Source organism: Polymorphum gilvum SL003B-26A1 (assembly GCF_000192745.1).
In the GTDB taxonomy this organism is placed as follows: domain Bacteria; phylum Pseudomonadota; class Alphaproteobacteria; order Rhizobiales; family Stappiaceae; genus Polymorphum; species Polymorphum gilvum.
Map to the genome: position 1 here is coordinate 2,542,294 of NC_015259.1, position 22,297 is coordinate 2,564,590.

Consider the following 22,297-nt stretch of genomic DNA (forward strand, 5'->3'; position numbering starts at 1 on the left):
TGCGGGTCTTGTCGAAATGGAAGGGCTGTGACTCTCCGGTTCCGGCTCGCGCTCCGCTTGGCCGGAATGACACCGGAGAGGCTGCGGGTGTGTCAACACGCTGAGGGCCGGCCCCTTTCGGAGCCGGCCCTTCGAAAGTCCGTCGAAGGCTGGTCTCAGCCGACGATCTCGGAGCCGGAGAACCAGAAGGCGATTTCCTCGGCCGCCGTGTCCGCCGCGTCGGAACCGTGCACAGAGTTCTCGCCGATCGACAGGGCATATTTCTTGCGGATCGTGCCCTCCTCGGCATTGGCCGGGTTGGTCGCGCCCATCACCTCGCGGTTCCTGGCGATGGCGTTCTCGCCTTCCAGAACCTGTACGACGGTCGGGCCGGAGCTCATGAACTCGGTCAGTTCGCCGAAGAACGGGCGGTCCTTGTGCACGGCGTAGAAGGCCTCGGCCTGGCGCTGCGACATCCACACGCGCTTGGAGGCGACGACGCGCAGGCCGGCCTCCTCGAGCATGGCGGTGATGGCGCCGGTCAGGTTGCGCTTGGTCGCGTCCGGCTTGATCATGGAGAAGGTGCGTTCGATCGCCATTTGGTCTGCTTTCCCGGTTAGGTGGCCTGGTGGTGCCGGCCTGGTTTGAGGACGCGGCGCCTCCGGCATCCGCATCGTCCGGCGGGCGGCTGCCCGACCGGACCTGAAAAGTCCGCGTTCCTATAGCTTTGCCCAAGGCGTGCCGCAAGGGGCGAGGCGTGCCCCTGCTGCGCCGCAGTTGATTCTGCTCAAGGCCGCCGTGCCGCGAGTTCGCCACACTCGGGTTCCCGAGACTCCTGGAGGGCGTTACCATGAAGGCCTACATGCGGATGATGGCGGGTTACAATCACTGGGCGAACACGCGCCTCCTCGAGGACTGCACCGGCCTCAGCGACGAGGAGTACCACCGCAACCTCGCCGCCTACTACCGCTCGATCCACGGCACCCTCGATCACCTGCTGCTCGCGGACATGATCTGGCTGGTGCGCCTCTACGGCGAGGGCGAGGCCTTCGATACCTTCGACATGACCCTGACCGAGGATCTGGCGTCCCTGAAGGCGGAGCGCGACATCCTCGACGCGCGCCTGATCGCCTACATCGACCAGGTCACCGAGGGTGAGCTGCTGCAGCCGATCCGCTACCGCACGATCCTCAACCCGGTGGTCATCCAGCAGCCGATCGGCGCCGCCCTGGTGCATGTCTTCAACCACCAGACCCACCACCGCGGCCAGGTGCACGCCTTCCTGACCATGCTCGGCAGGAAGCCGCGCGCGCTCGACCTGATCCACTTCCAGCGCGAAAGCGGCCTCGGCATGGCGGCCTGAGCGCGGCGGGCGGCCCGACCGGGTCCGGTCGGACCATCGATCGGGACTTGCATCGCGGCGGACGCTGGCCCAAAGATCCGCCCCATGTTGCAGATCACCGACCTCACCTACCGCATCGGCGGCCGGCTCCTCATCGACCATGCCAGCGTGACCCTGCCCGCGCGCACCAAGACCGGTCTGGTCGGGCGCAACGGCGCCGGAAAGTCGACGCTGTTCAAGCTGATCACCGGCGACCTGTCGCCCGAATCCGGCTCGATCCAGGTGCCGAAAAGCGCGCGTATCGGCCAGGTCGCCCAGGAGGCGCCGGGCACGCAGCAGAGCCTCATGGAGGTCGTGCTGGCCGCCGACACCGAGCGCAGCGCGCTGCTGGCCGAGGCCGAGCGCGCCAGCGACCCGAACCGCATCGCCGAGATTCACACCCGCCTTGCCGACATCGGCAGCCATACGGCCGAGGCGCGCGCCGGCGCCATCCTGTCCGGCCTCGGCTTCGATGCCGAGGCGCAGCAGCGTCCCTGCGCCTCCTTCTCCGGCGGCTGGCGCATGCGCGTCGCGCTCGCCGCCGTGCTGTTCTCCGAGCCGGATTTGCTGTTGCTCGACGAGCCGACCAACTATCTCGACCTCGAAGGCACGCTGTGGCTGGAAAGCTACGTCGCGCGCTATCCCCACCAGGTGCTGCTGATCTCCCACGACCGCGACCTGCTCAACAAGGCGGTCGACAGCATCGTCCACCTCGACCAGGGCAAGCTGACCTTCTACCGCGGCGGCTACGACAGCTTCGACCGCCAGCGCCGCGAGACCATGATCCTGCAGGCCAAGGCCAAGGAGAAGCAGGATGCGCAGCGCAAGCACCTGCAGGCCTTCGTCGACCGCTTCCGGGCCAAGGCGACCAAGGCGCGCCAGGCGCAGTCGCGGCTGAAGATGCTGGAGAAGATGGAGCCGATCGCGGCGCTGACGGAAGAGAGCGCCCGGCCGATCCATTTCCCCGATCCGCAGGGCCGGCTCGCGCCGCCGATCCTCAAGCTGGAGAACGTCTCGGCCGGCTACGACGGCCGGCCGGTGCTGTCGCGGTTGTCGCTCAACATCGACACCGACGACCGCATCGCGCTGCTCGGCGCCAACGGCAACGGCAAGTCGACCTTCGCCAAACTGATCTCCGGGCGCCTCGCCCCTCTGTCGGGCGAGATCGTGCGCGCGCCGAAGCTGAAGATCGCCTTCTTCGCCCAGCACCAGCTCGACGAGTTGCGGCCGGCCGACAGCGCTGTCGCCCATGTCCGCTCCCTCATGCCGCAGGCGCCGGAGGCCCAGGTGCGCGCCCGCGTCGCACGCTTCGGCCTGCCGACCGACCGCATGGACACGCCGGCCAGGGACCTGTCGGGCGGCGAGAAGGCGCGCCTGCTCCTGGGACTTTCCACCTTCGACGGGCCGAACCTGATCATCCTCGACGAGCCGACCAACCATCTCGACATCGATAGCCGCGAGGCGCTGGTGCTGGCGCTCAACGAGTTCCAGGGCGCCGTGGTATTGATCTCCCACGACCGACACCTGGTCGAGGCCTGCGCCGACCGCCTGTGGCTGGTCGGCAACGGCTCCGTCGCGCCCTTCGACGGCGACATGGAGGACTACCGCCGGCTGATCCTGCAGGGCCCGGACGGCGCCCGCAAGGCGCAGGACGACGCCGACAAGGCGGCTTCCTCGCAGGACAAGCGCCGCGAGGCGGCCGAGAAGCGCGCACGCCTCGCCCCCCTGCGCAAGAAGATCGAGGCGGCGGAAAAGGAGATGGCCCGCCTGCAGGACAAGATCGTCATGCTCGACCAGACCATGGCCGACCCCGACTTCTTCCTGCGCGATCCCGAACGCGCCGCCAAGTTCGCCCGCGAACGCGCCTTCATCGAGAAGAAGCTGGCGGCGACGGAAGAGGAATGGCTGCAGCTCGCCGCCGAACTGGAAGAGGCGTAAGCGGTCTTCTCATCCGACGACCATCGGCTTCGACGTCGACGACACGTTCCGCGACCGGGAGCGCGAGATCGCCGTCTCCTGTCTGCCGCAATTTTGAGCAGCGATCGGGATGGTTTCCGACAAGACTTCGGCAGGTATCCGGCGGGTTTCCGGCTGGGCTGACAGGCTCAGCCCGGACGGCGGAATTCCGCCAGAACGTGCGGGATACGCCGTCCCGGCCGCTCGACCGTGTAGGGCGTGGCGCTCACCCGTTCCAGCCCGAGCGCCTCGAAGCGCACCAGTTCGGACGGCATCAGCGGCCAGGGCGGACCGTCCGCCGCACAGCCCTCCGCGCGCGTTCGCGTGATCACCAGCAGCGTTCCGCCGGGGGCGAGCAGCGCCGCGATGGCGGCAAAGGCCTGGGACCGCAGGGGATCGTCAAGCGCTTGAATCGTATAGCATTCGTGGACCAGGCCGAAGTTCCCCACCCAGTCCGTCGGCAGCGCGAACAGGTCGCCGACACGATAGTCGACCGGGCTGTCGGGAAAGCGCTTGCGCGCCCACTCGATCGCCCCCGGCGCCAGGTCGAAGGCGCTGGTGCGGTAGCCTGCCGCAGCGATCGCCTCGGCGTTGTCGCCGAGCCCGCAGCCGATGTCGAGCGCCCGGCGCCCCTCGCCCGGATGCCGTACCAGCCAGTCGACGAGAACGTCCTTGGGTGCCAGGTCCGCCCAGGGCACGGCCGCCGGATCGTCGCCGGCGCTGTCGTAAACGGCCTGGAACCAGGCGCCGCGCTCAGCCGGGTCTCCGTCCCTGGCGCCGGCCAGTCCGTCCAGCCGCGTGCGCGCGGCCTCGCGTCGGCCGAGAAAATCGTCGTCATTCGCCGTCATGCCTTGCGCTCCCAGCCGCCGTTTTCGCCTTGTTGCCAGTAGGTTACCGTAAAGCCTTGCTCCTTCGCCTCCTTCCAGCGCAGCCGCGCCTCCGCGACGGCCTCCGGGTCCCTGCCGTCGAAGACATAGACGACACGCTCGTAGCCGGCCAGCGGCGGCGGTTGCGCCCGGTCGACCAGGAAGCGGACGGTTGCCCGGTTCGGGTTGTCGCCGGCGGCGGTCAGAAAGATCGGCTGGTCCTCGGCATGGCCGTCGGCGGCGGTTCCGTGCGGCAGGAACGCGTCGTCGGCGAAGGTCCACAGATGCGCGTCGAGCGCCGCGCAGCGCTCCGGTGAACCGGTCTGCACAACCACCCGCCAGTCACGGTCGAGGCACTTCATGAGCAGCCCCGGCAACATCGCCTCGAGCGGCTGGTGCTGGAGATGGTAGAAAAGGGCTTCGGCGCTCACCGCTCGCTCCCCGCACCGGTCGCGGTGATGCTGCAGGGCAACACCGCCCGACCGATCGTCCGCTGCGTCAGGTCCGCCGGTGGACAGGCGGCGCGACTCGTATCATTAACCCTTCGCAAATTCCGAGCCCTTACTTCTAACCGTCGGGGCGGACAGGTCGCGACTCGCACCTTGTCCAATAGAATCCGGGCCGCGCGCCCGAAAGCACTTGGGGATCCTGCATGCTGGTTCGCGTTGCGTTATTCTTCACCCTGGTTGCCGGCCTGGCGGGCGCGACCGCGGCTCTCGGCCTCGTCGTCACCGAAACCGCGACTGCCTGCCAGTCCTACAAGGCGTGCTGAGCCATCCTGTCAGGACACCCTGCCCGCCATGAAAACCCGCCGCTTCCGGCGGGTTTTTCTTTTTCCGGCCCTCTACCTCACTTTTCGTAGTGGTTGCGCACCAGCCGGTCGAGCAGCCTTACGCCGTAGCCGGAAGCCCAACCCTGGTTGATCTCGTCCTTCGGCTGGCCGAAGGCGGTGCCGGCGATGTCGAGATGTGCCCAGGGCAGGTCGTTGGTGAAGCGTTGCAGGAACTGCGCGGCGGTGATCGAGCCGGCGAACCGGCCGCCGGTGTTCTTGACGTCCGCGTTGGGCGTGTCGATCAGCTTGTCGTAGTGCTTGCCGAGCGGCATGCGCCAGACCCATTCGCCGGTCTGCTCGCCGGCCTCCGACAGATGCTCGGCGAGGTCGTCATTGTTGCTGTAAAGGCCGGCGTTGTGGTTGCCGAGCGCGACGATGACCGCGCCGGTGAGCGTGGCGAGATCGATCATGAAGGCCGGCTTGTAGCGCTCCTGGGTGTACCAGAGCGCGTCGGCCAGCACGAGTCGGCCCTCGGCGTCCGTGTTCAGGATCTCGATGGTCGTGCCCGACATCGCCCGCACGATGTCGCCCGGCCGTTGCGCGTTGCCGTCCGGCATGTTCTCGACCAGGCCGATGACCCCGACCACGTTGGCCTTGGCCTTACGCGCGGCGAGCGCATGCATGAGGCCGACGACGGCAGCAGCGCCACCCATGTCGCCCTTCATTTCCTCCATGCCGGCGGCCGGCTTGATCGAGATGCCGCCTGTGTCGAACACGACGCCCTTGCCGACGAAGGCGAGCGGCGCGTCGTCCTTCCTGCCGCCGTTCCAGCGCATGATTGCTAGCCGCGGCGGCCGCCGCGAGCCCTGCGCGACGCCGAGCAGGGCTGCCATCTTGAGCTTCTTCATCTCCTTCTCGGTCAGGATTTCGACCTCGACACCCAACTTTTCCAGCTTCGCCGCGCGCTCGGCGAATTCGACCGGACCGAGCGCGTTGGGCGGCTCATTGACGAGGTCTCGGGCAAGGCACACACCGTCGGCAAGCCCTGCGGTCACTGCCCAGGCCTTCTTCGCGGCCTTCGGATCCGGGCCGACGATGTCGAGGTCGAGGTCCGGCGCACCATTGTCATCGTCCTTCTTGGTCTTGTAGACATCGAAGCGATAGGAGCGGAGTCTGACGCCCGTCGCCAGCGTCGCGGCCGCCTCGGGCGACACCTCGCCCCCGTCCGGCAGGTCGAGCACGACGGTCGCCTGCGACGCCTTGGCGGCGGCGAGCGCTGCTTGCGCGGTGCCGCCGAGCTTCAGCCAGTCCTGTTCGCCGAGATCGTCGGGCTTGCCCACGCCGATCACGATCAGCCGGTCGAGTTCGAGCCCGGCCGGGGCAATCAGGTCCAGCTTCGACAGCCGCTTGCCGGCAAAACCACCCGCCTTGGCGACCTTCTCGAAGCCGCTGGTCAGGGCGTCCAGAAGGGGCGAGCCGAGCGGGCCTGCCTTCAGATCCTCTGTCGCGAAGACGACCGCGATGCCGGTCGCGGGTACTGCTGGCTTGGCAAAGGAGATGCTGGCGAGTTTGGACATGAGACCTTCCGGATACTCTTGCGGTCACGGGCGGATCGCACCGCGCGATTTCAATTCGGCTCCAGCATGGCGCGCCTCGCGCGAGCCGGCAAGCCTTGCGGAAATAAATACAAATTAACCAATCTTGTTGTCGTGCCGTTCACCAGGAACCATGCTAATCCGTTGAACGGTTGGGACGTGGAGCAAGGATTCGGCTGGCGCAGGGGTGCCGGCGCGAGGACCCGATGAAGACGCTTGAACGATACATCGTCCGGCGGGCGGGCATCGCCTTCGTCATGACGCTCGCCGCCATGACCGGCGTGGTGTGGGCGACCCAGGCCCTGCGTCAGCTCGATCTCGTCACCTCAAAGGGCCAGACCATCGTCCAGTTCGTCGGCATCACCATGCTGGCGATGCCGTTCCTGGTCCTCGTCGTCGCCCCTTTCGCGCTGATGATCGCGCTCATCCTGGTGCTCAACGCGCTGTCCAGCGACAGCGAACTGATCGTCATCAACGCCAGCGGCGGCTCGCGCTTCCTGGTGCTGCGTCCTGTCGTCCTGTTCAGCGCCGCGATAATGCTGCTCAGCGCGACCTTGTCGCTCTACGTCGCTCCACTCGGACTGGCGCAGCTGCGCGACGAGATCGCCCGCGTGCGCGTCGACCTCGTCGCCAACATCGTCCGGCCGGGGCGCTTCATCACGGTCGAGGACGGCCTGACCTTCCACATCCGCAACCGCAGGGGCGACGGCAGCCTGGACGGGCTGCTGCTGCATGATAGGCGCGATCCGCAGACCGTCTTCACCTACCAGGCCGACGTCGGGCGCATCGTCGAGGCGGCGGACCGCACGCTGCTGTTGATGCAGGACGGAACCATCCAGCGCCGGCCGAAGACCGACGGCGACATCTCCATCGTCCGCTTCCAGTCCTATGCCTTCGACCTGTCGGCTCTGATCCCCGAGACGTCCACTCCGATCTACAAGGCGAGCGAGCGTCCGACGCTCGCCCTCCTGCTCGGCACGCATCAGGATGACTACGCGCGCCAGAACGCCGATCGGCTGCGCGCCGAGTTGCACGACCGACTGAGCCAGCCGCTCTACCCGCTCGCCTTCGGCCTTATCGTCTTCGCCTTCCTGGGCCAGGCCCGTACCACCCGCCAGGGCCGCGGCATGGCCATGCTCGGCGCGCTGGTCGCCTGCATCGGACTGCGCACGGCAGGCTTCGGCGTCAGCACGCTGATCTCCGGCCAGGCCTCGCTGACCCTCGGCTACTATCTCGTACCGCTCATCGGCATCGGCGTCGCCCTCTGGACGATCCTGAACGACAGCGGGCGCGGCGCCCCGGCCTGGCTCGCTCACATGGGCGACCGGCTCGCCGAGGCGGCCGATCGACTGCAGGCCCGCCTTGCCCGGCGCGGCATAGGCGGAGCCGCGTGACCACCATGCTCGGCCCGACGCTCACCCTCTATTTCTCCCGCCGCTTTCTCAAGGCGATCCTTGGCCTGTTCCTGCTGGCGGCGGTTCTGATCTTCCTGTTCGACGTGCTGGAACTGCTACGCCGGGCTGGCGAGCGCGGCGATTTCTCCGTCCTGCGCATCACCCTGATCTCGCTTCTGCGCGTGCCGCTTCTGCTCGAACAGGTCCTTCCCTTCGCCGTCCTGTTCGGCGCGATCTGGGCCTTCGTCACCCTTAGCCGGGCGCTGGAACTGGTCGTCGCGCGCGCGGCAGGCATCTCCGTGTGGCAGTTCGGCGCACCGGCGGTGCTCGTTGCCCTGATCATCGGCCTCGTGTCGGTAACGCTCTACAACCCGATGGCCGTGTGGATGCAGGAACGCTCCAACGAGGTCGCCGCCGGCATCTTCGGCACGGAGGAGACATTCCTGCTGCAAACGACCAACGCCGTCTGGATCCGCCAGGACGGCCTCGACGGCGAATCCGTGCTGAACGCCGAACAGTTGCTCGACCACGGCGAACGCCTGCTCGGCGTGACGATCTTCACCTTCGACCGCGCCGGCTCGTTCCAGGAGCGCATCGAGGCCCGCGAGGCGCGGCTGCGCAACCAGTTCTGGCACCTCAAGGACGTCATCGTCTACACCACCGAGAGCGACCCTCAGCGCTATGGCACCTACGAGGTCAGCACCTACCTGACCCCGACCGAGGTGCGCGAGAGCATTGGCGCGCCCGAATCGATTTCGTTCTGGAACCTGCCGCGCTTCATCGAACTGGCCAGCCGGGCGGGTCTGCCAGCCTACCGATACACCCTTCAATATCATAGTCTTCTGGCCCGGCCGCTGCTTCTGCTGGCGATGGTGCTGATCGCTGCGGCGGTTTCCCTTCGGGTTTCGCGCTTCGGCGGTCTGGGCGGCATGATTCTGGGTGGAATCATCGCCGGCTTCGTGCTTTACGTTCTGTCGGAGCTCGGTCGCGACTTCGGCGGTGCCGGCATCGTGCCGCCACTCGTCGCGGCCTGGGCTCCGGGTGCGTTTGGAGTGCTCATGGGACTGACGATCCTGCTGAACCGGGAAGACGGATGATGGCGGCCAGGCTGCCCTCGCGGTCCCTCTTTCCGGTCGAAGGCGCTGTGCGCCCGGCGCGCGGAGGCTTGCTCCGCGGGCTTGCGCTCGGTTTTGCCTGCAGCCTCGCCGCCGCCGGTCCAGCCGAGGCCCAGCAGTCCCTGCAGGAGGCGCTCGCCACGCGGGTCGATCCCGCCGCCCAGATGATGCTCGAGGCCGACAGCCTCAATTACGATTTCGACCGGGACGTCGTGTCCGCATCCGGCACGGTGCAGATCTATTACGACGGCTACACGCTCGAGGCGCGGCAGGTCAGCTACGATCGCCGCAACGGTCGGCTGACAGCGCGCGGCGCCGTGCGCATGACCGAACCGGACGGCAACGTGCTGAGCGGCGAGGAAATGGAACTGTCGGACGATTTCGCCGACGGCTTCGCGCGCTCGCTACAGCTCGACACGCCCGAACGCACCCGTTTCGTCGCCGAGACCGCGACGCGCAGCGGCGGCAACGTGACCACCTTCGAGAACGGCGTCTACACCGTCTACACCCGCCCGACGACGCCGCCCGGCAAGCCGCCGCTGTGGCGCCTGCGCGCCGCCAGGATCATCCACAACCAGCAGGAACGGGTAATCTACTACGAGGACGCGGCGCTGGAATTCTTCGGCCAGCCGGTCGCGTACCTGCCCTACCTGTCGATGCCGGACCCGACGGTGAAGCGCAAGTCCGGGTTCCTGATGCCGTCGGGCGTCTATTCCGACCGCCTCGGCGTCGGCGTCACGGTTCCCTATTACTGGGCGCTCGACCCGCATTTCGACCTCACCGTCGCCGCGACGCCGATGTCCAAGCAGGGCGCGCTCGGCGAGGTGTCCTGGCGGCACCGGCTGATGTCGGGCTCCTACACCGTGGCCGCAGCGGGCCTGTTCCAGGCGCGCCCGAACGAGTTCGCCGGCTCCAGCGGCGATCGGCGCTGGCGCGGGGCGATCCACACCGACGGCGAGTTCCGCATCTCGCGCAACTGGAAGTGGGGCTGGGACCTGACCTACAAGACGGACCGCGCCTTCCTGGAGGACTACAGCGCCGTCAGCTTCTCGGGCAAGGACGAGATCTCGCAGATCTATCTGTCCGGCGAGACGCGCCGCAACGCGCTCAGCGTCAGGGCCTACGCGTTTTCCATCACGCAGGAGGACTACAATTCGGCGGCCGCCGGTCATGACCCGGTCGGCCCGTTCTCGCCGGTCGGCAGCGACCTGCAGGACAAGCAGCCCTTCGTCCTGCCGGTGGTCGACTACGACTACGTGTTCGACGACCCGGTCGCCGGCGGCGAGCTGTCGCTGACCAGCAACTTCACCAGCCTGACCCGCGCCAAGACCGACGCCTTCGCCGTCGGCGGCGTCAACCGCTACCGCGGCGTCGACGGCACCTTCTCACGCTGGAGCGTCATGAGCGAGTGGCGGCGCACCCTGATCGATCCGCTCGGCCAGGTGTTCACGCCCTTCGCCTATGTCCGTGGCGACCTGTTCTTCCTCGCCTCGGCCGACAAGAACGTCACGACGCTGACCGACGACGCTTTCGTCGGCCGCGCCGTCCCGGCCGCAGGTCTGGAATACCGCTATCCCTTCGTCGCCACCTTCGACGGCGGCAACCAGATCATCGAGCCCATCGCCCAGGTCATCGTCCGTCCCGACGAGCAGCGCATCGGACAGTTGCCGAACGACGACGCGCAGAGCATCGTGTTCGACGCAACGACCCTTTTCGACTACGACAAGTTCTCCGGCTTCGACCGTGCCGAAGGCGGCACGCGCGCCAACGTCGGGCTGAACTACAAGCTCCAGTTCGACAGCGGCCAATACATGAGCGTGCTGTTCGGCCGCTCGTTCCACCTCGCCGGCCGCAATTCTTACGCCTACACGGACGTGCTCGGCGCAACGCGGGATTCGGGCCTGGAGACGGCGCGTTCCGACTATGTCAGCAGCCTCTATTTCGATACGCGCTACGGCGTCAAGGTCGGCGCGCAGACACGCTTCGACGGCACCGACTTCTCGGTCCGACGCGTCCAGGCTCAGGCGACCGCCACCTATGGACCCGTGGTCAGCAGCCTCGCCTATGCGTTCCTGAGCGAGCAGCCCGATCTCGGCATCGACCGGCCGCGCGAGGAGATCCTCGGCTCCGCCAGCCTGCGGCTGATCCAGAACTGGCGTGTTTTCGGCTCGCTGCGCTACGACCTGGAAAACGAAAACATCGTCCAGGACGGCGTCGGCATCGGCTACGACGACGAGGGCTTCTCCGTCTCGCTGTCCTACCAGGAGGATCGCAGCCGCAACAACGGCGATCCGGTCGACCGCATGGTCTATCTGCGCGTCGGGCTGCGCACCATCGGCAACACGCAGGTGTCGAGCGGCGTCAACCGCTAGGTCTAGACGCTACAGGCATTAGGATCGCACCCAAATTTGGCCACTGTTACCGGCCATTCGGACTGTAGACTTTGAAATCTGCGCCGGACTGTGCGACATCGTGATCCATGACAGTAGGCCAATGTGGGGGGCGCCGGGCGAAAGGCTCCGGACAAGACGGATGATGAGACAGCCTATTCAGATCCTATTCCTGTCGCTGTTGCTGCTGGCGGGTCTCGGCGCGGGCGCGATGGCGCAGACCTCCATCAAGGTCGTCGTCAACGAGCAGGCCATCACCAGCTACGACATCGCCCAGAGGGCGCGGCTGATCACGCTCACCCAGCGCAAGTCAGGCGAAACGGCCCGGCGCATGGCGCAGGAGGAACTGGTCGACGACGTGCTCAAGCTCAAGGAAGCGCAGCGCATCGGCATCTCGGTGTCCAAGGGCGACGTCGACGACGCCTTCGCCAGCATCGCGCAGCGCGTCAAGATGTCCCCGGCAAACCTCGCCGCCGCCCTGCGCCAGAGCGGCGTCGATCCGGATACGTTGCGTGCCCGCCTGCGTGCGGAAGTCGCGTGGTCGCGCGCGGTCGGCCAACGCTTCCGCGCCCAGGTCAAGGTGTCCGATTCCGACGTCATCGCCGCCCTTCAGAAATCCGAGGACAAGAACAAGAACCTCAGCATCGAGTTCGAACTGCGCCAGGTGATCTTCGTCGTGCCGCAGAAGGCGTCCAGTGGCTTGAAGGCGCAGCGCAAGCGTGAGGCAGACCAGTTCCGCAAGGAGTTCACCTCCTGCGAGACCGGGGCCGCCCAGGCAAGGACCCTGAACGAGGTGGTCGTCCGGGCCATCGGGCACCGGCTTGAGACCGAACTGCCGCCGGCCCTGCGCGATACCATCGTCAAGACCGAGGTTGGCCGCCTGACGCCACCCGAGCAGACCAGCCGCGGCCTCGAGATGATCGCCGTTTGCGGCAAGCGGGAAATCCAGTCGGACATCGCCGCGCGCACCGCCATCGAGGACGAACTGCGCCAGAAGGAAGGCGAACAGATGTCGCGCCGCTACCTTCAGGAGCTTCGCCGCCGCGCCACCATCGAATACCGCTAGCGTATCGGCAATGCGTTCGGCTCACCATCCCCTGGTCGTGACCTGCGGAGAACCGGCGGGTATCGGTCCCGACATAGCGCTGATGGCCTGGAGCCGGCGCGATGAACTCGGTTTGCCAGCGTTCTACATGCGCGCCGATCCGCAATTCCTTGCAGACCGCGCGGCGCGTCTTGGCCTGTCCGTGCCGATCCGCACCGTCGAACCCGGCCAGACGCTCGATGCCTTCGCCGAGGCCCTCCCGGTGGTGCCGACCGGCGCGCCGGTTGCGGACCGGCCGGGCGAAGCCCAGGCCGATACCGGCGCGGCCGTCATTTCGTCGATCGAGGCCGCCGTCGCCGACGTGCGCCAGGGTGTGGCGACCGCCGTCGTCACCAACCCGATCCACAAGAAGGTTCTCTACGACGCCGGCTTCCGCCATCCCGGCCACACCGAATTCCTCGGCGTCCTCGCCGAACAGTGGGGGCCTGGTCCGTGGCGGCCGGTGATGATGCTCGCCGGGCCGAGCCTGATGGTGGTCCCGGTCACCACCCACATCGCCCTGCGCCGCGTCCCCGACGTGCTCACCACCGATCTCATCGTCGAGACCGGGCACATCGTGGCGCGCGACCTGAAGGTCCGCTTCGGCATCGCCGCCCCGCGCCTGTCCGTGGCCGGCCTCAATCCGCATGCCGGCGAAGGCGGCACCATGGGCATCGAGGACGAGACGGTCGTCGCCCCGGCCGTCGCCCGGTTGCGCGCCGAGGGCATCGACGCGCGCGGTCCCTTCCCGGCCGACACGCTCTTCCATCCGGCTGCGCGCAGGGAATACGACTGCGTGCTCGGCATGTATCACGACCAGGCCCTGATCCCGGTCAAGACGATTGCCTTCGACGAGACCGTCAACGTCACGCTCGGGCTGCCCTTCGTGCGCACCTCGCCCGATCACGGCACCGCCTTCCCGATCGCCGGAACCGGCACCGCCCGTCCGGACAGTTTCGCGGCCAGCGTCCGGCTTGCCGCCGCGCTTGGCGATCCCAGCGTCCTGACATGAGCCGGATCGACGATCTGCCGCCGCTGCGCGAGGTGATCCGCGCGCATGGCCTCGACGCGCGCAAGTCGCTCGGCCAGAACTTCCTGCTCGACCTCAACCTGACCTCGCGCATCGCGCGCGCGGCCGCGCCGCTCGACGCCTGCACGGTGGTCGAGATCGGCCCCGGTCCGGGCGGGCTGACGCGTGCCCTGCTCGCCGCCGGCGCCGGGCGGGTGATCGCGATCGAGAAGGACCGCCGCTGCCTGCCGGCGCTGGCGGAGATCGCAGACCGCTATCCGGGAAGGCTGACGGTGGTCGAGGGCGACGCGCTGGAGATCGACGCGGCCACGCTCGCCGCCGGCGAGCCGGTCAAGATCGTCGCCAACCTGCCCTACAACGTCGGCACCCAGCTTCTGATCAACTGGATCACCACTCCCGGCTGGCCGCCGTTCTGGTCCTCGCTGACGCTGATGTTCCAGCGCGAGGTCGCCGAGCGCATCGTGGCGGCGCCCGGCGACAAGGCCTATGGCCGGCTCGGCGTGCTCGCCGGCTGGCGCACGCAGGCGAGGATCCTGTTCGATATCTCCCCCCAGGCCTTCACGCCGCCGCCGAAGGTGACCTCTGCCGTGGTCCAGTTGGTGCCACGCGTCGAGCCCCTGCCCTGCAGCCTGAAGGCGCTGGAACGGGTCACCGCGGCCGCCTTCGGTCAGCGCCGCAAGATGCTGCGCGCCAGCCTCAAGACGCTCGATCCGCAGGCCGAGCGTCTGATCGAGGAAGCCGGTCTCATCCCGACTGCACGGGCGGAGGAAATCGATATCGCGGGCTTCGTCGCCCTCGCCGAGCGATTCGCCGGCGGTCGCTTGATGTGAACTTTCCGTCAAGCGGAACCGCTTGATCGACAAGAAATCGCTCCAGCTTGTTCACCGGAGCATAGTCTTATCGACCGGGTCGATTCGATCCGGTCGGAATATGCTCTCGCGCCCTCAGACCTCGCCGAGTTCCTGGCGCAGGTCGGCCAGCATGCCGTCGATGAAGCCCCCGATCGCCGGCGACCGGGACTGCTTCAGGCGCTCGGCCCTGAGGATCGCCCGCACGCCCTCGTAGGCCCGGCCGAGATCGTCGTTGACGACGACGTAATCGTACTCGGCCCAGTGGCGCATCTCGCCGACCGCGGTCTTCAGGCGGCGCAGGATCACCTCTTCGGTATCCTCTGCCCGCCGGTGCAGGCGCGACTTCATCTCGGCGATCGACGGCGGCAGGATGAACACCGAGACGACGTCCTCGCGCATGCGCTCATAAAGCTGGAACGTGCCCTGAATGTCGATGTCGAACAGCACGTCGCGGCCCGCCTTCAGCGCCGTTTCGACCGGATCGCGCGGCGTGGCGTAGAAATTACCGTGCACCTCGGCCCATTCCAGCAGTTCGCCGCGCTCGCGCATCTGGTCGAAGCGCTCGGGCGAGACGAAATGATAGTGGACGCCGTCGATCTCGCTCGACCGGCGCGGCCGCGTCGTCACCGAGATCGACAATTCGATGGTGTCTTCCTTCTCGAGCAGAAGGCGGGCGATGGTCGACTTGCCGGCACCCGACGGCGAGGACAGCACGAGCATGAGGCCGCGCCGCTGCGCCTCCGCACTCGCCGATGTCATCATGGCTCCCTTGGTCGCGTCCGGCATGGCGTTACTCCAGATTCTGGATCTGCTCGCGCATCTGGTCGATGATGGCTTTCAGCTCCAGACCGATGGCGGTGAGCTCCACATCGTTCGACTTCGAACACAGCGTGTTGGTCTCGCGGTTGAATTCCTGCGCCAGGAAATCCAGCTTGCGTCCGACCGCACCGCCCGTCGAAAGCAGGTCGCGCGCGGCCGCGACATGGGCGGCAAGCCGGTCCAGTTCCTCGCGGATGTCGGCGCGGGTCGCCAGCAGCGCCGCCTCCTGATGCAGCCGCTGCGGGTCCAGGGCCCCGACCGAGGCGTCCAGAAGCTCCGCGACCTGGGCGGCAAGGCGGGCCTTGATCGTCGCCAGGCTGCGTCCGGGCAGGGCCTCCGCCCGCCCCGTCAGCGCGGCGACGGTGTCGATCTGGCGGCCGAGGATCCGGCCGATCGCCTCGCCCTCGCGGCGGCGCATGGCGAGGAGCCCGTCGAGCGCCTCGTCGAGACTGCGCACCAGTTCGGCGACCAGTGCGGCGCGTGTCGCCTCGTCATCCTCGGGTTCCTTGAGTTCCAGCACGCCCTTGTGAGCCAGGATGCCGTCCAGCGTCGGCGGCGCGGCGTCCGGCAGGCGCCGATGCAGCACCTGGATCGCCTTCAGCACCGCTTCCAACGCATGCTCGTTGACGGTCAGCGAGGCCTCGCCCTGGTCGCGCTGCATCGACAGGCCGATGGACACGTTTCCGCGCCGCAGCGCGGCGGCGCATTTTTCCCGGATCAGCGGTTCGAGCTCTTCCAGGCCGGTCGGAATGCGCATGCGCACATCGAGGTTCTTGCCGTTCACCGAACGCAGTTCCCACGTCCAGCGCACCGGTCCGGAACTTCCCTCCACCCGGGCGAACCCGGTCATGCTGGCCAGAGCCATGTCGTTCTCCGCTGTTGCCGGCGCGCCGGCCGGCACCGGCCCGCCCGCCCGGAACCCTCAGTTGGCGGTGGCCGCGGCGCCGTTGCCGTTCGCCCTCTCCGCCTCACGCAGGGTCCGCTCGATCTCGCGCCACTTGCGCACATTGGCCTGATGCTGCTCGTAGGTCTCGGCGAACACGTGCCCGCCGGTGCCGTCGGCGACGAAATAGAGGTCCTTGGTGCGCGAGGGATTGGCCACCGCCTCCATCGCCGCGCGCCCCGGGTTGCCGATCGGCCCGGGCGGCAGGCCGCGGATCTGGTAGGTGTTGTAAGGCGTCTGGCGGTCGAGTTCGGAGCGGGTGATCGCCGAACGGTCGCGCGTCCAAGCCTCGCCGCCGTAGAGACCGTAAAGGATGGTCGGGTCCGACTGCAGCGGCATGTTGCGGTTCAGCCGATTGACGAACACGCCCGCGACGCGGGTGCGCTCGTCGGCACGCGCGGTTTCCTTCTCGACGATCGAGGCGAGGATGACCAGTTGCTCGGGCGTCTCGATCGGCAGGCCTTCGCTGCGCCGTTGCCAGATCTCGCCCAGAAGCTTCTCCTGCGCCGCCTTCATCTGGTCGAGGATCTGCTGGCGCGACGTGCCGCGCGTGAACGTGTAGGTCTCGGGCAGGATCGCGCCCTCCGGCGGGATGTCGGTGAGGTCGCCGACGAGGATCGGGTTCTCGCGCAGCCGCGCCACCGTCTGGGCGACGGTCCAGCCTTCGGGGACCGTCACCGCATGGGTGACGGCGTTGCCTTCGACCAGGTCGGTCATCACCTGGCGCATGCTGGTGCCGGCCGTGAAGGCATATTCGCCGGCCTTGAGCCGTCCGGCGTTCTTGTAGGCGCGCACACCGAGCGAGAACACCCAGGCGTTGTCGATGACGTCGTTTGCCTCGAGCGTGTCGGAAATGATCGACAGGCCGGAGCCGGAGGCGATGATCACCGTCGTGTCGGTCTTGAGCGGTCCGGGGGCCTCGAATTCGGCCTTGCCCCAGTACAGGCCGGCACCGATCGCCAGCACGGCGAGCACGGCCGAGGACAGCACCAGATTGATCAGGATGACGATCGGGTTGCGGGCATGGCGCGAGCGCGCGGGAGGCTCGGGCGCCCGGTCCGGCTGAATCGCTTCGCGCGGGCTCTTCGGCTTAATACGCATGACTGGGCGCACCTCCGGCAATCTCGGCGTCACTCGGGTCCGGGCCGCGAACCGCGGCGGCGCCCTCCAGGCGCCGTCCGGCCGTTCCGCCCGCCGTCTCCGTTAAACGCGACGAATCGGGCGAAATCAGCGACGGCCCGGTCAGGCCGCGACCTTGCGGAACACCAGCGAGGCATTCGTGCCGCCGAATCCGAACGAATTCGACAGGGCGATGTCGATGGTCATCGGCTTGGCCGCCTTGGCGACCAGGTCGATCTCGGTCTCGACCGACGGATCGTCGAGGTTGATCGTCGGCGGCGCGACGCCGTCGCGGATCGCCAGCACGGAGAAGATCGCCTCGACCGCGCCGGCGGCACCAAGCAGGTGGCCGGTCGACGACTTGGTCGACGACATGGTCAGCCGGTTGGCGGCGTTGCCGGCGAGCCGGGTGACGGCGCCGAGCTCGATCTCGTCGCCGAGCGGCGTCGAGGTGCCGTGGGCGTTGACGTAGTCGACCTCGGAGGCGGTGACGCCGGCGCGGCGCAGCGCGGCGTCCATGCAGCGATAGGCCCCGTCCCCATCGGCGGACGGCGCCGTGATGTGATAGGCGTCGCCCGACAGGCCGTAGCCGATGATCTCGGCATAGATGCGGGCGCCGCGGCGCACGGCATGCTCGTATTCCTCGAGCACGACAATGCCGGCGCCTTCGCCCATGACAAAGCCGTCGCGGCCCTTGTCATAGGGACGCGAGGCCTTTTCCGGCGTGTCGTTGTAGGCAGTCGACAGCGCGCGGCAGGCGGCGAAGCCGGCCAGCGCCAGCCGGCAGACCGGCGATTCGGTGCCGCCGGCGACCATCACGTCGGCATCGCCGAGCGCGATCAGCCGCGACGCGTCGCCGATGGCATGGGCACCGGTCGAACAGGCGGTGACCACCGCGTGGTTCGGACCCTTGAGGCCGTGGCGGATCGAGACATAGCCGCCGGCAAGGTTGATCAGGCGACCGGGGATGAAGAACGGGCTGACGCGGCGCGGGCCCTTCTCCTTCAGGATGAGGGCGCCTTCCTCGATGCCCTGCAGGCCGCCGATGCCGGAGCCGATGAGCACGCCGGAGCGGATCTGCTCCTCGTAGCTCGCCGGCTTCCAGTTGGCGTCGGCCAGCGCCTGGTCGGCGGCGGCCATCGCATAGATGATGAAGTCGTCGACCTTGCGCTGTTCCTTGGCGTCCATCCAGTCGTCCGGATTGAAAGCCCCTTCTTCCGAAGGATCGCGCGGGATCTGGCAGGCAATCTGGCAGGCCAGATCGTCAACCTGGAAGTTCGTGACCCGCCGGGCCCCGCTCTTTCCGTCGAGAATCTTCTTCCACGACACGTCGACTCCGCATCCGAGCGGAGACACCATGCCCAATCCGGTAACGACGACTCGTCTCATCATCCTGCACATACTCCGGGCCGCAGGTACTCCCCTGGACCCGTCGGGTCGAGAGGGACCGGCGGTCAGCCGGCGTTCTTTTCCAGGAACTTGACGGCGTCGCCGACGGTCAGGATCGTCTCGGCCGCATCGTCCGGGATCTCGACGCCGAACTCTTCCTCGAACGCCATGACCAGTTCGACGGTGTCCAGGCTGTCCGCGCCCAGATCGTCGATGAAGGACGCGCCCTCGACGACCTTGTCGGCGTCGACGCCCAGGTGTTCGACGACGATTTTCTTAACCCGATCCGCGATATCGCTCATTTTCTACTACCTCGATGGTTTTGGTATGTTCCGGACGCCCGAGAGCGAACACTTTGAAGAAAACCTCGGTTTTCACAAGTGCCTTGCGCGCGAGTGCTCCAGTCGGACCGACGCTTAGACCGGATAACCGATCTTCACGCTGACCATTTCTCAATAATCGGCGGCTAGGTATCATACTTTATTGGGAATGGCCAGCCGCCGGGAAACCGCTTGGAAGCGCCTGCGGACAGTTGTGTCCGCGTTCTGATTCTTGCTTTTAAATCATGGCCATGCCGCCATTCACATGCAGCGTCTGGCCGGTGATGTAGGCCGCCTCGTCGCTGGCAAGATAGACTGCCGCCGCAGCGATTTCCATGGCCGATCCGAGCCGCCCGGCAGGAACGGTCTGCAGGATCGATTCCTTCTGCTTGTCGTTCAGCACGTCGGTCATGGCGGTCTCGATGAAGCCGGGCGCCACCGTGTTGACTGTGATGTTGCGGCTGGCGATCTCGCGGGCCAGCGACTTGTACATGCCGATCATGCCGGCCTTGGCGGCGGCGTAGTTCGCCTGACCCGGATTGCCGGTCACGCCGACGACCGAAGTGATGCCGATGATGCGGCCGTGGCGGCGCTTCATCATGCCCTTGATGGCCGCGCGGCAGATATGGAAGCCGGAGGTCAGGTTCACTTCCAGAACCTGGTCCCACTCCTCGTCCTTCATGCGCATGAACAGGTTGTCGCGGGTGATGCCGGCGTTGTTGACCAGGATGTCGATACGGCCCATGGCCGCCTCGGCAGCCGGCACCAGCGCGTCGACCGCGGCGCGGTCGGACAGGTTTGCCGGCACCACGTGGACGCGGTCGCCGAGGTCGACGGCCAGTTCCTCCAGCTTGCCGGCACGCGTGCCGGACAGCGCGACGGTCGCGCCCTGCGCGTGCAGCGCGCGCGCGATCGCCTCGCCGATCCCGCCGGTGGCGCCGGTCACCAGCGCCGTCCTGTCGTTCAGGCTGAACATGGGTCTTTCCTTCCTGGTCTGGATCTTGGTCTCGGGCCTTCGCTATCAGCCGTTCAGGCGCTCGAGCAGCGCATCGACGTCCGCCGGTGCGTTGACGGCAAGGCCGGTGCCATCTGCGGCGATGCGCTTGACCATGCCGGTCAGCACCTTGCCGGCGCCGATCTCGACGAAGGTGTCTACGCCCTGGCCGGCGAGCCAGCCGACGGATTCACGCCAGCGCACGGTTCCGGTGACCTGTTCGACCAGACGCTTGCGGATCTCGTCCGGATCGGTGATCGGCGCGGCCAGCACGTTGCAGACCAGCGGCACCGCCGGCGGAACGATCTCGACCTTCGCCAGCGCCTCGGCCATGGCGTCGGCCGCCGGCGCCATCAGGGAACAATGGAACGGTGCGCTCACCGGCAGCAGCACAGCGCGGCGGGCGCCCCTGCCCTTGGCGATTTCTACCGCCCGCTCGACTGCGGCGCGATGGCCGGAGACGACGACCTGGCCCGGCGCGTTGTCGTTGGCCGCTTCGCAGACCTCGCCCTGCGCCGCTTCGGCGGCGACGTCGCGGGCCGCTTCGAAGTCCAGACCGAGCAGTGCCGCCATGGCGCCCTGCCCGACCGGCACGGCGGCCTGCATGGCCTCGCCGCGGATGCGCAGCAGGCGCGCCGCATCGGCGATCTTCAGACTGCCGGCGGCCGCGAGCGCAGAATATTCGCCGAGCGAATGGCCAGCGACGAAGGATGCTGACGCCTTCAGTTCGACGCCGCGCGCCTCAAGCACGCGCATGGAGGCCAGGCTCACCGCCATCAGCGCCGGCTGGGCGTTGGCCGTCAGCGTCAGGCTGTCCTCCGGACCGTTCCACATGATCTCGCTGAGGGATTCGCCGAGCGCCTCGTCCACCTCTGCGAACACCGCCCGCGCTTCTGGGCAGGTTTCGGCGAACACCTTGCCCATGCCGACCACCTGGCTGCCCTGACCGGGGAAAAGGAATGCGACGCTCATTGTGCGCAAGGCCTCCGCTGCCTCGTGTACTTCCGCTGTTGTCCCTGCCGGATCGCAGGCCGGATCCATGGTCCGCCGCAATCCCGACGCGCCGCTATGGTCCGATGCGCATCATCGTGTCAAGGCCCGGACAGGGTCGCGCAGCCGCCGACGCCGGCACCATCCGCCTCGACGACGTCGACCTGCGCCGCGATACCCTACAGAATACCCCGCGCCGCCGCCATCGGCGGCTTGGCGGAATTGGCCGGCTTTCATCGCTTGCATTTTCGAAACAGTCGGCTATACAGCGCACTTCCATCCGGGACTTGGCCGGGGGCTGAACGGAAGGGTGCCGGTCGAGCGATCGTCCGCCACCAGGGTCGGCAAGAGACCTGACTTCCCGTGTCTCCGCTCTCGTAGGACTTTGCGTAACCTTTCCCAAGGGCACGTTGAGGCTTTGCGCCGGTTCCCGATTGTAGAAGCAGTGAAAGGCACTCGCACATGCCGCTTTATGAGCACGTGTTCCTGGCGCGCCAGGACGTTTCGACCCAGCAGGTCGAACAACTCGTCGACCAGTTCAAGGGCCTGATCGAGTCCGGCGGTGGCACCGTCGGCAAGATCGAGAACTGGGGACTTCGCTCCCTGGCCTATCGCATCAAGAAGAACCGCAAGGCTCACTACACGCTGATGAACATCGATGCGCCGCACGCTGCGATCGCCGAGATGGAGCGCCAGATGGGCCTCAACGAAGACATCCTGCGCTTCATGACCATCAAGGTCGAGGCACACGACGACGAACCCTCCGCGATGATGCAGAAGCGCGATCGCGACGATCGCCGGCGTCGCGACGACCGCTTCGGCGGCGGCGAACGCAGCGAGCGTGGGGATCGGGGCGACCGGGGCGATCGCGGTGGCCGGGGTGAGCGGGGCGAACGCGCTCCGCGTCGTGCAGAAGCGGAGTAAGTGACAATGGTTGATATCGCCCAGATCCCGAGCCGCCGTCCGTTCTTCCGCCGGCGCAAGACCTGCCCGTTCTCCGGCGCCGGCGCCCCGGCGATCGACTACAAGGACATCCGCCTGCTGCAGCGCTACATCTCGGAGCGCGGCAAGATCGTGCCGAGCCGCATCACCGCGGTCTCCGCGAAGAAGCAGCGCGAGCTCGCCCGCGCCATCAAGCGTGCCCGCCTGCTCGGCCTGCTGCCCTTCGTGATCAAGTAAGCCGCAGCACGCGACCAGTTCCGGTCCGGGGCCCCGCCCCGGATCGTCGCCGGGCCGGCCCGGCATCCCGGATTGGGGCCGACGGGTTCCGAAGTGGATCGGCCTCTAACCGCCGCCTGCTGGCTGCGGGA

21 protein-coding genes are annotated in these 22,297 nt (G+C 67.5%); 10 read left to right on the forward strand and 11 right to left on the reverse strand.

Features of this window, described 5'->3' with window-relative positions; translation table 11 throughout:
* Positions 1-155: 155 nt before the first annotated feature.
* Positions 156-578 (reverse strand): nucleoside-diphosphate kinase, encoded by a 423-nt coding sequence (gene ndk, locus SL003B_RS12050; RefSeq protein WP_013653127.1) that lies wholly within the window; start codon positions 576-578, stop codon positions 156-158.
* A 251-nt stretch (positions 579-829) separates the two neighbouring features.
* Between ndk and SL003B_RS12055 the strand changes: the two genes are divergently transcribed.
* Both SL003B_RS12055 and SL003B_RS12060 read left to right on the forward strand, forming a co-directional pair.
* Entirely contained in the window at positions 830-1,342 is a 513-nt protein-coding gene (locus SL003B_RS12055) for a DinB family protein (protein ID WP_013653128.1), read from the forward strand.
* 84 nt (positions 1,343-1,426) lie between these two features.
* Entirely contained in the window at positions 1,427-3,298 is a 1,872-nt protein-coding gene (locus tag SL003B_RS12060; protein ID WP_013653129.1) for an ABC-F family ATP-binding cassette domain-containing protein, read from the forward strand.
* 167 nt (positions 3,299-3,465) lie between these two features.
* Here the strand turns inward: SL003B_RS12060 and SL003B_RS12065 are convergent, their stop codons facing one another.
* The 3 genes from SL003B_RS12065 to SL003B_RS12075 all read right to left on the reverse strand — a co-directional run bounded on the left by SL003B_RS12065 (position 3,466) and on the right by SL003B_RS12075 (position 6,531).
* On the reverse strand, positions 3,466-4,164 hold the full coding sequence (locus SL003B_RS12065; RefSeq protein WP_013653130.1) for a class I SAM-dependent methyltransferase: 699 nt from the start codon (positions 4,162-4,164) through the stop codon (positions 3,466-3,468).
* Complete coding sequence (locus SL003B_RS12070; RefSeq protein ID WP_013653131.1) at positions 4,161-4,613, reverse strand: DNA polymerase III subunit chi; 453 nt, start codon at positions 4,611-4,613, stop codon at positions 4,161-4,163. The genes SL003B_RS12065 and SL003B_RS12070 overlap by 4 nt, the downstream gene beginning before the upstream one ends.
* A 418-nt stretch (positions 4,614-5,031) precedes the next feature.
* Complete coding sequence (locus SL003B_RS12075) at positions 5,032-6,531, reverse strand: leucyl aminopeptidase (RefSeq protein ID WP_013653132.1); 1,500 nt, start codon at positions 6,529-6,531, stop codon at positions 5,032-5,034.
* A gap of 224 nt (positions 6,532-6,755) precedes the next feature.
* On the opposite strand from SL003B_RS12075, the gene lptF reads away from it, so the two are divergent.
* From lptF to rsmA, 6 genes are all read left to right on the forward strand, one after another.
* Positions 6,756-7,943 (forward strand): LPS export ABC transporter permease LptF, encoded by a 1,188-nt coding sequence (gene lptF / locus SL003B_RS12080; RefSeq protein ID WP_013653133.1) that lies wholly within the window; start codon positions 6,756-6,758, stop codon positions 7,941-7,943.
* 5 nt (positions 7,944-7,948) lie between these two features.
* Complete coding sequence (lptG, locus tag SL003B_RS12085) at positions 7,949-9,040, forward strand: LPS export ABC transporter permease LptG (protein ID WP_013653134.1); 1,092 nt, start codon at positions 7,949-7,951, stop codon at positions 9,038-9,040.
* 68 nt (positions 9,041-9,108) lie between these two features.
* The gene (locus SL003B_RS12090; protein ID WP_242390243.1) at positions 9,109-11,430 is read left to right on the forward strand and encodes an LPS-assembly protein LptD; all 2,322 of its coding nucleotides are present in this window, start codon (positions 9,109-9,111) and stop codon (positions 11,428-11,430) included.
* Between the two features lie 160 nt (positions 11,431-11,590).
* Positions 11,591-12,514 (forward strand): peptidylprolyl isomerase, encoded by a 924-nt coding sequence (locus SL003B_RS12095; protein WP_013653136.1) that lies wholly within the window; start codon positions 11,591-11,593, stop codon positions 12,512-12,514.
* Between the two features lie 10 nt (positions 12,515-12,524).
* Complete coding sequence (gene pdxA / locus SL003B_RS12100) at positions 12,525-13,544, forward strand: 4-hydroxythreonine-4-phosphate dehydrogenase PdxA (protein ID WP_041375512.1); 1,020 nt, start codon at positions 12,525-12,527, stop codon at positions 13,542-13,544.
* A complete protein-coding gene (rsmA, locus tag SL003B_RS12105; protein WP_013653138.1) occupies positions 13,541-14,392 on the forward strand; it encodes a 16S rRNA (adenine(1518)-N(6)/adenine(1519)-N(6))-dimethyltransferase RsmA in 852 nt (283 codons plus the stop codon). The genes pdxA and rsmA overlap by 4 nt, the downstream gene beginning before the upstream one ends.
* 114 nt (positions 14,393-14,506) lie before the next feature.
* Here rsmA and gmk read toward each other — a convergent pair whose 3' ends face one another.
* The 7 genes from gmk to fabD form a co-directional block, all read right to left on the reverse strand.
* Complete coding sequence (gene gmk / locus SL003B_RS12110; protein WP_013653139.1) at positions 14,507-15,199, reverse strand: guanylate kinase; 693 nt, start codon at positions 15,197-15,199, stop codon at positions 14,507-14,509.
* Between the two features lie 4 nt (positions 15,200-15,203).
* On the reverse strand, positions 15,204-16,097 hold the full coding sequence (locus tag SL003B_RS12115) for a YicC/YloC family endoribonuclease (protein WP_013653140.1): 894 nt from the start codon (positions 16,095-16,097) through the stop codon (positions 15,204-15,206).
* 57 nt (positions 16,098-16,154) lie between these two features.
* Complete coding sequence (mltG, locus tag SL003B_RS12120) at positions 16,155-17,276, reverse strand: endolytic transglycosylase MltG (protein ID WP_013653141.1); 1,122 nt, start codon at positions 17,274-17,276, stop codon at positions 16,155-16,157.
* A gap of 141 nt (positions 17,277-17,417) precedes the next feature.
* On the reverse strand, positions 17,418-18,683 hold the full coding sequence (gene fabF / locus SL003B_RS12125) for a beta-ketoacyl-ACP synthase II (RefSeq protein ID WP_041376088.1): 1,266 nt from the start codon (positions 18,681-18,683) through the stop codon (positions 17,418-17,420).
* Positions 18,684-18,748: 65 nt separating this feature from the next.
* Positions 18,749-18,985, reverse strand: a complete 237-nt coding sequence (locus tag SL003B_RS12130; protein ID WP_013653143.1) for an acyl carrier protein — start codon at positions 18,983-18,985, stop codon at positions 18,749-18,751.
* 256 nt (positions 18,986-19,241) lie between these two features.
* Positions 19,242-19,979 carry a 3-oxoacyl-[acyl-carrier-protein] reductase gene (gene fabG, locus SL003B_RS12135; protein ID WP_013653144.1) on the reverse strand — a complete coding sequence of 246 codons (738 nt, stop codon included), beginning with the start codon at positions 19,977-19,979 and terminating at the stop codon, positions 19,242-19,244.
* Positions 19,980-20,024: 45 nt separating this feature from the next.
* Positions 20,025-20,969 carry an ACP S-malonyltransferase gene (fabD, locus tag SL003B_RS12140; RefSeq protein ID WP_041375513.1) on the reverse strand — a complete coding sequence of 315 codons (945 nt, stop codon included), beginning with the start codon at positions 20,967-20,969 and terminating at the stop codon, positions 20,025-20,027.
* A 480-nt stretch (positions 20,970-21,449) separates the two neighbouring features.
* Here fabD and rpsF point away from each other — a divergent pair, with 480 nt between their 5' ends.
* Positions 21,450-21,911 (forward strand): 30S ribosomal protein S6, encoded by a 462-nt coding sequence (gene rpsF / locus SL003B_RS12145; protein WP_013653147.1) that lies wholly within the window; start codon positions 21,450-21,452, stop codon positions 21,909-21,911.
* Between the two features lie 6 nt (positions 21,912-21,917).
* Positions 21,918-22,166: a 30S ribosomal protein S18 gene (gene rpsR, locus SL003B_RS12150; protein ID WP_013653148.1), complete on the forward strand. Its 249-nt coding sequence runs from the start codon at positions 21,918-21,920 to the stop codon at positions 22,164-22,166.
* Positions 22,167-22,297: the final 131 nt, after the last annotated feature.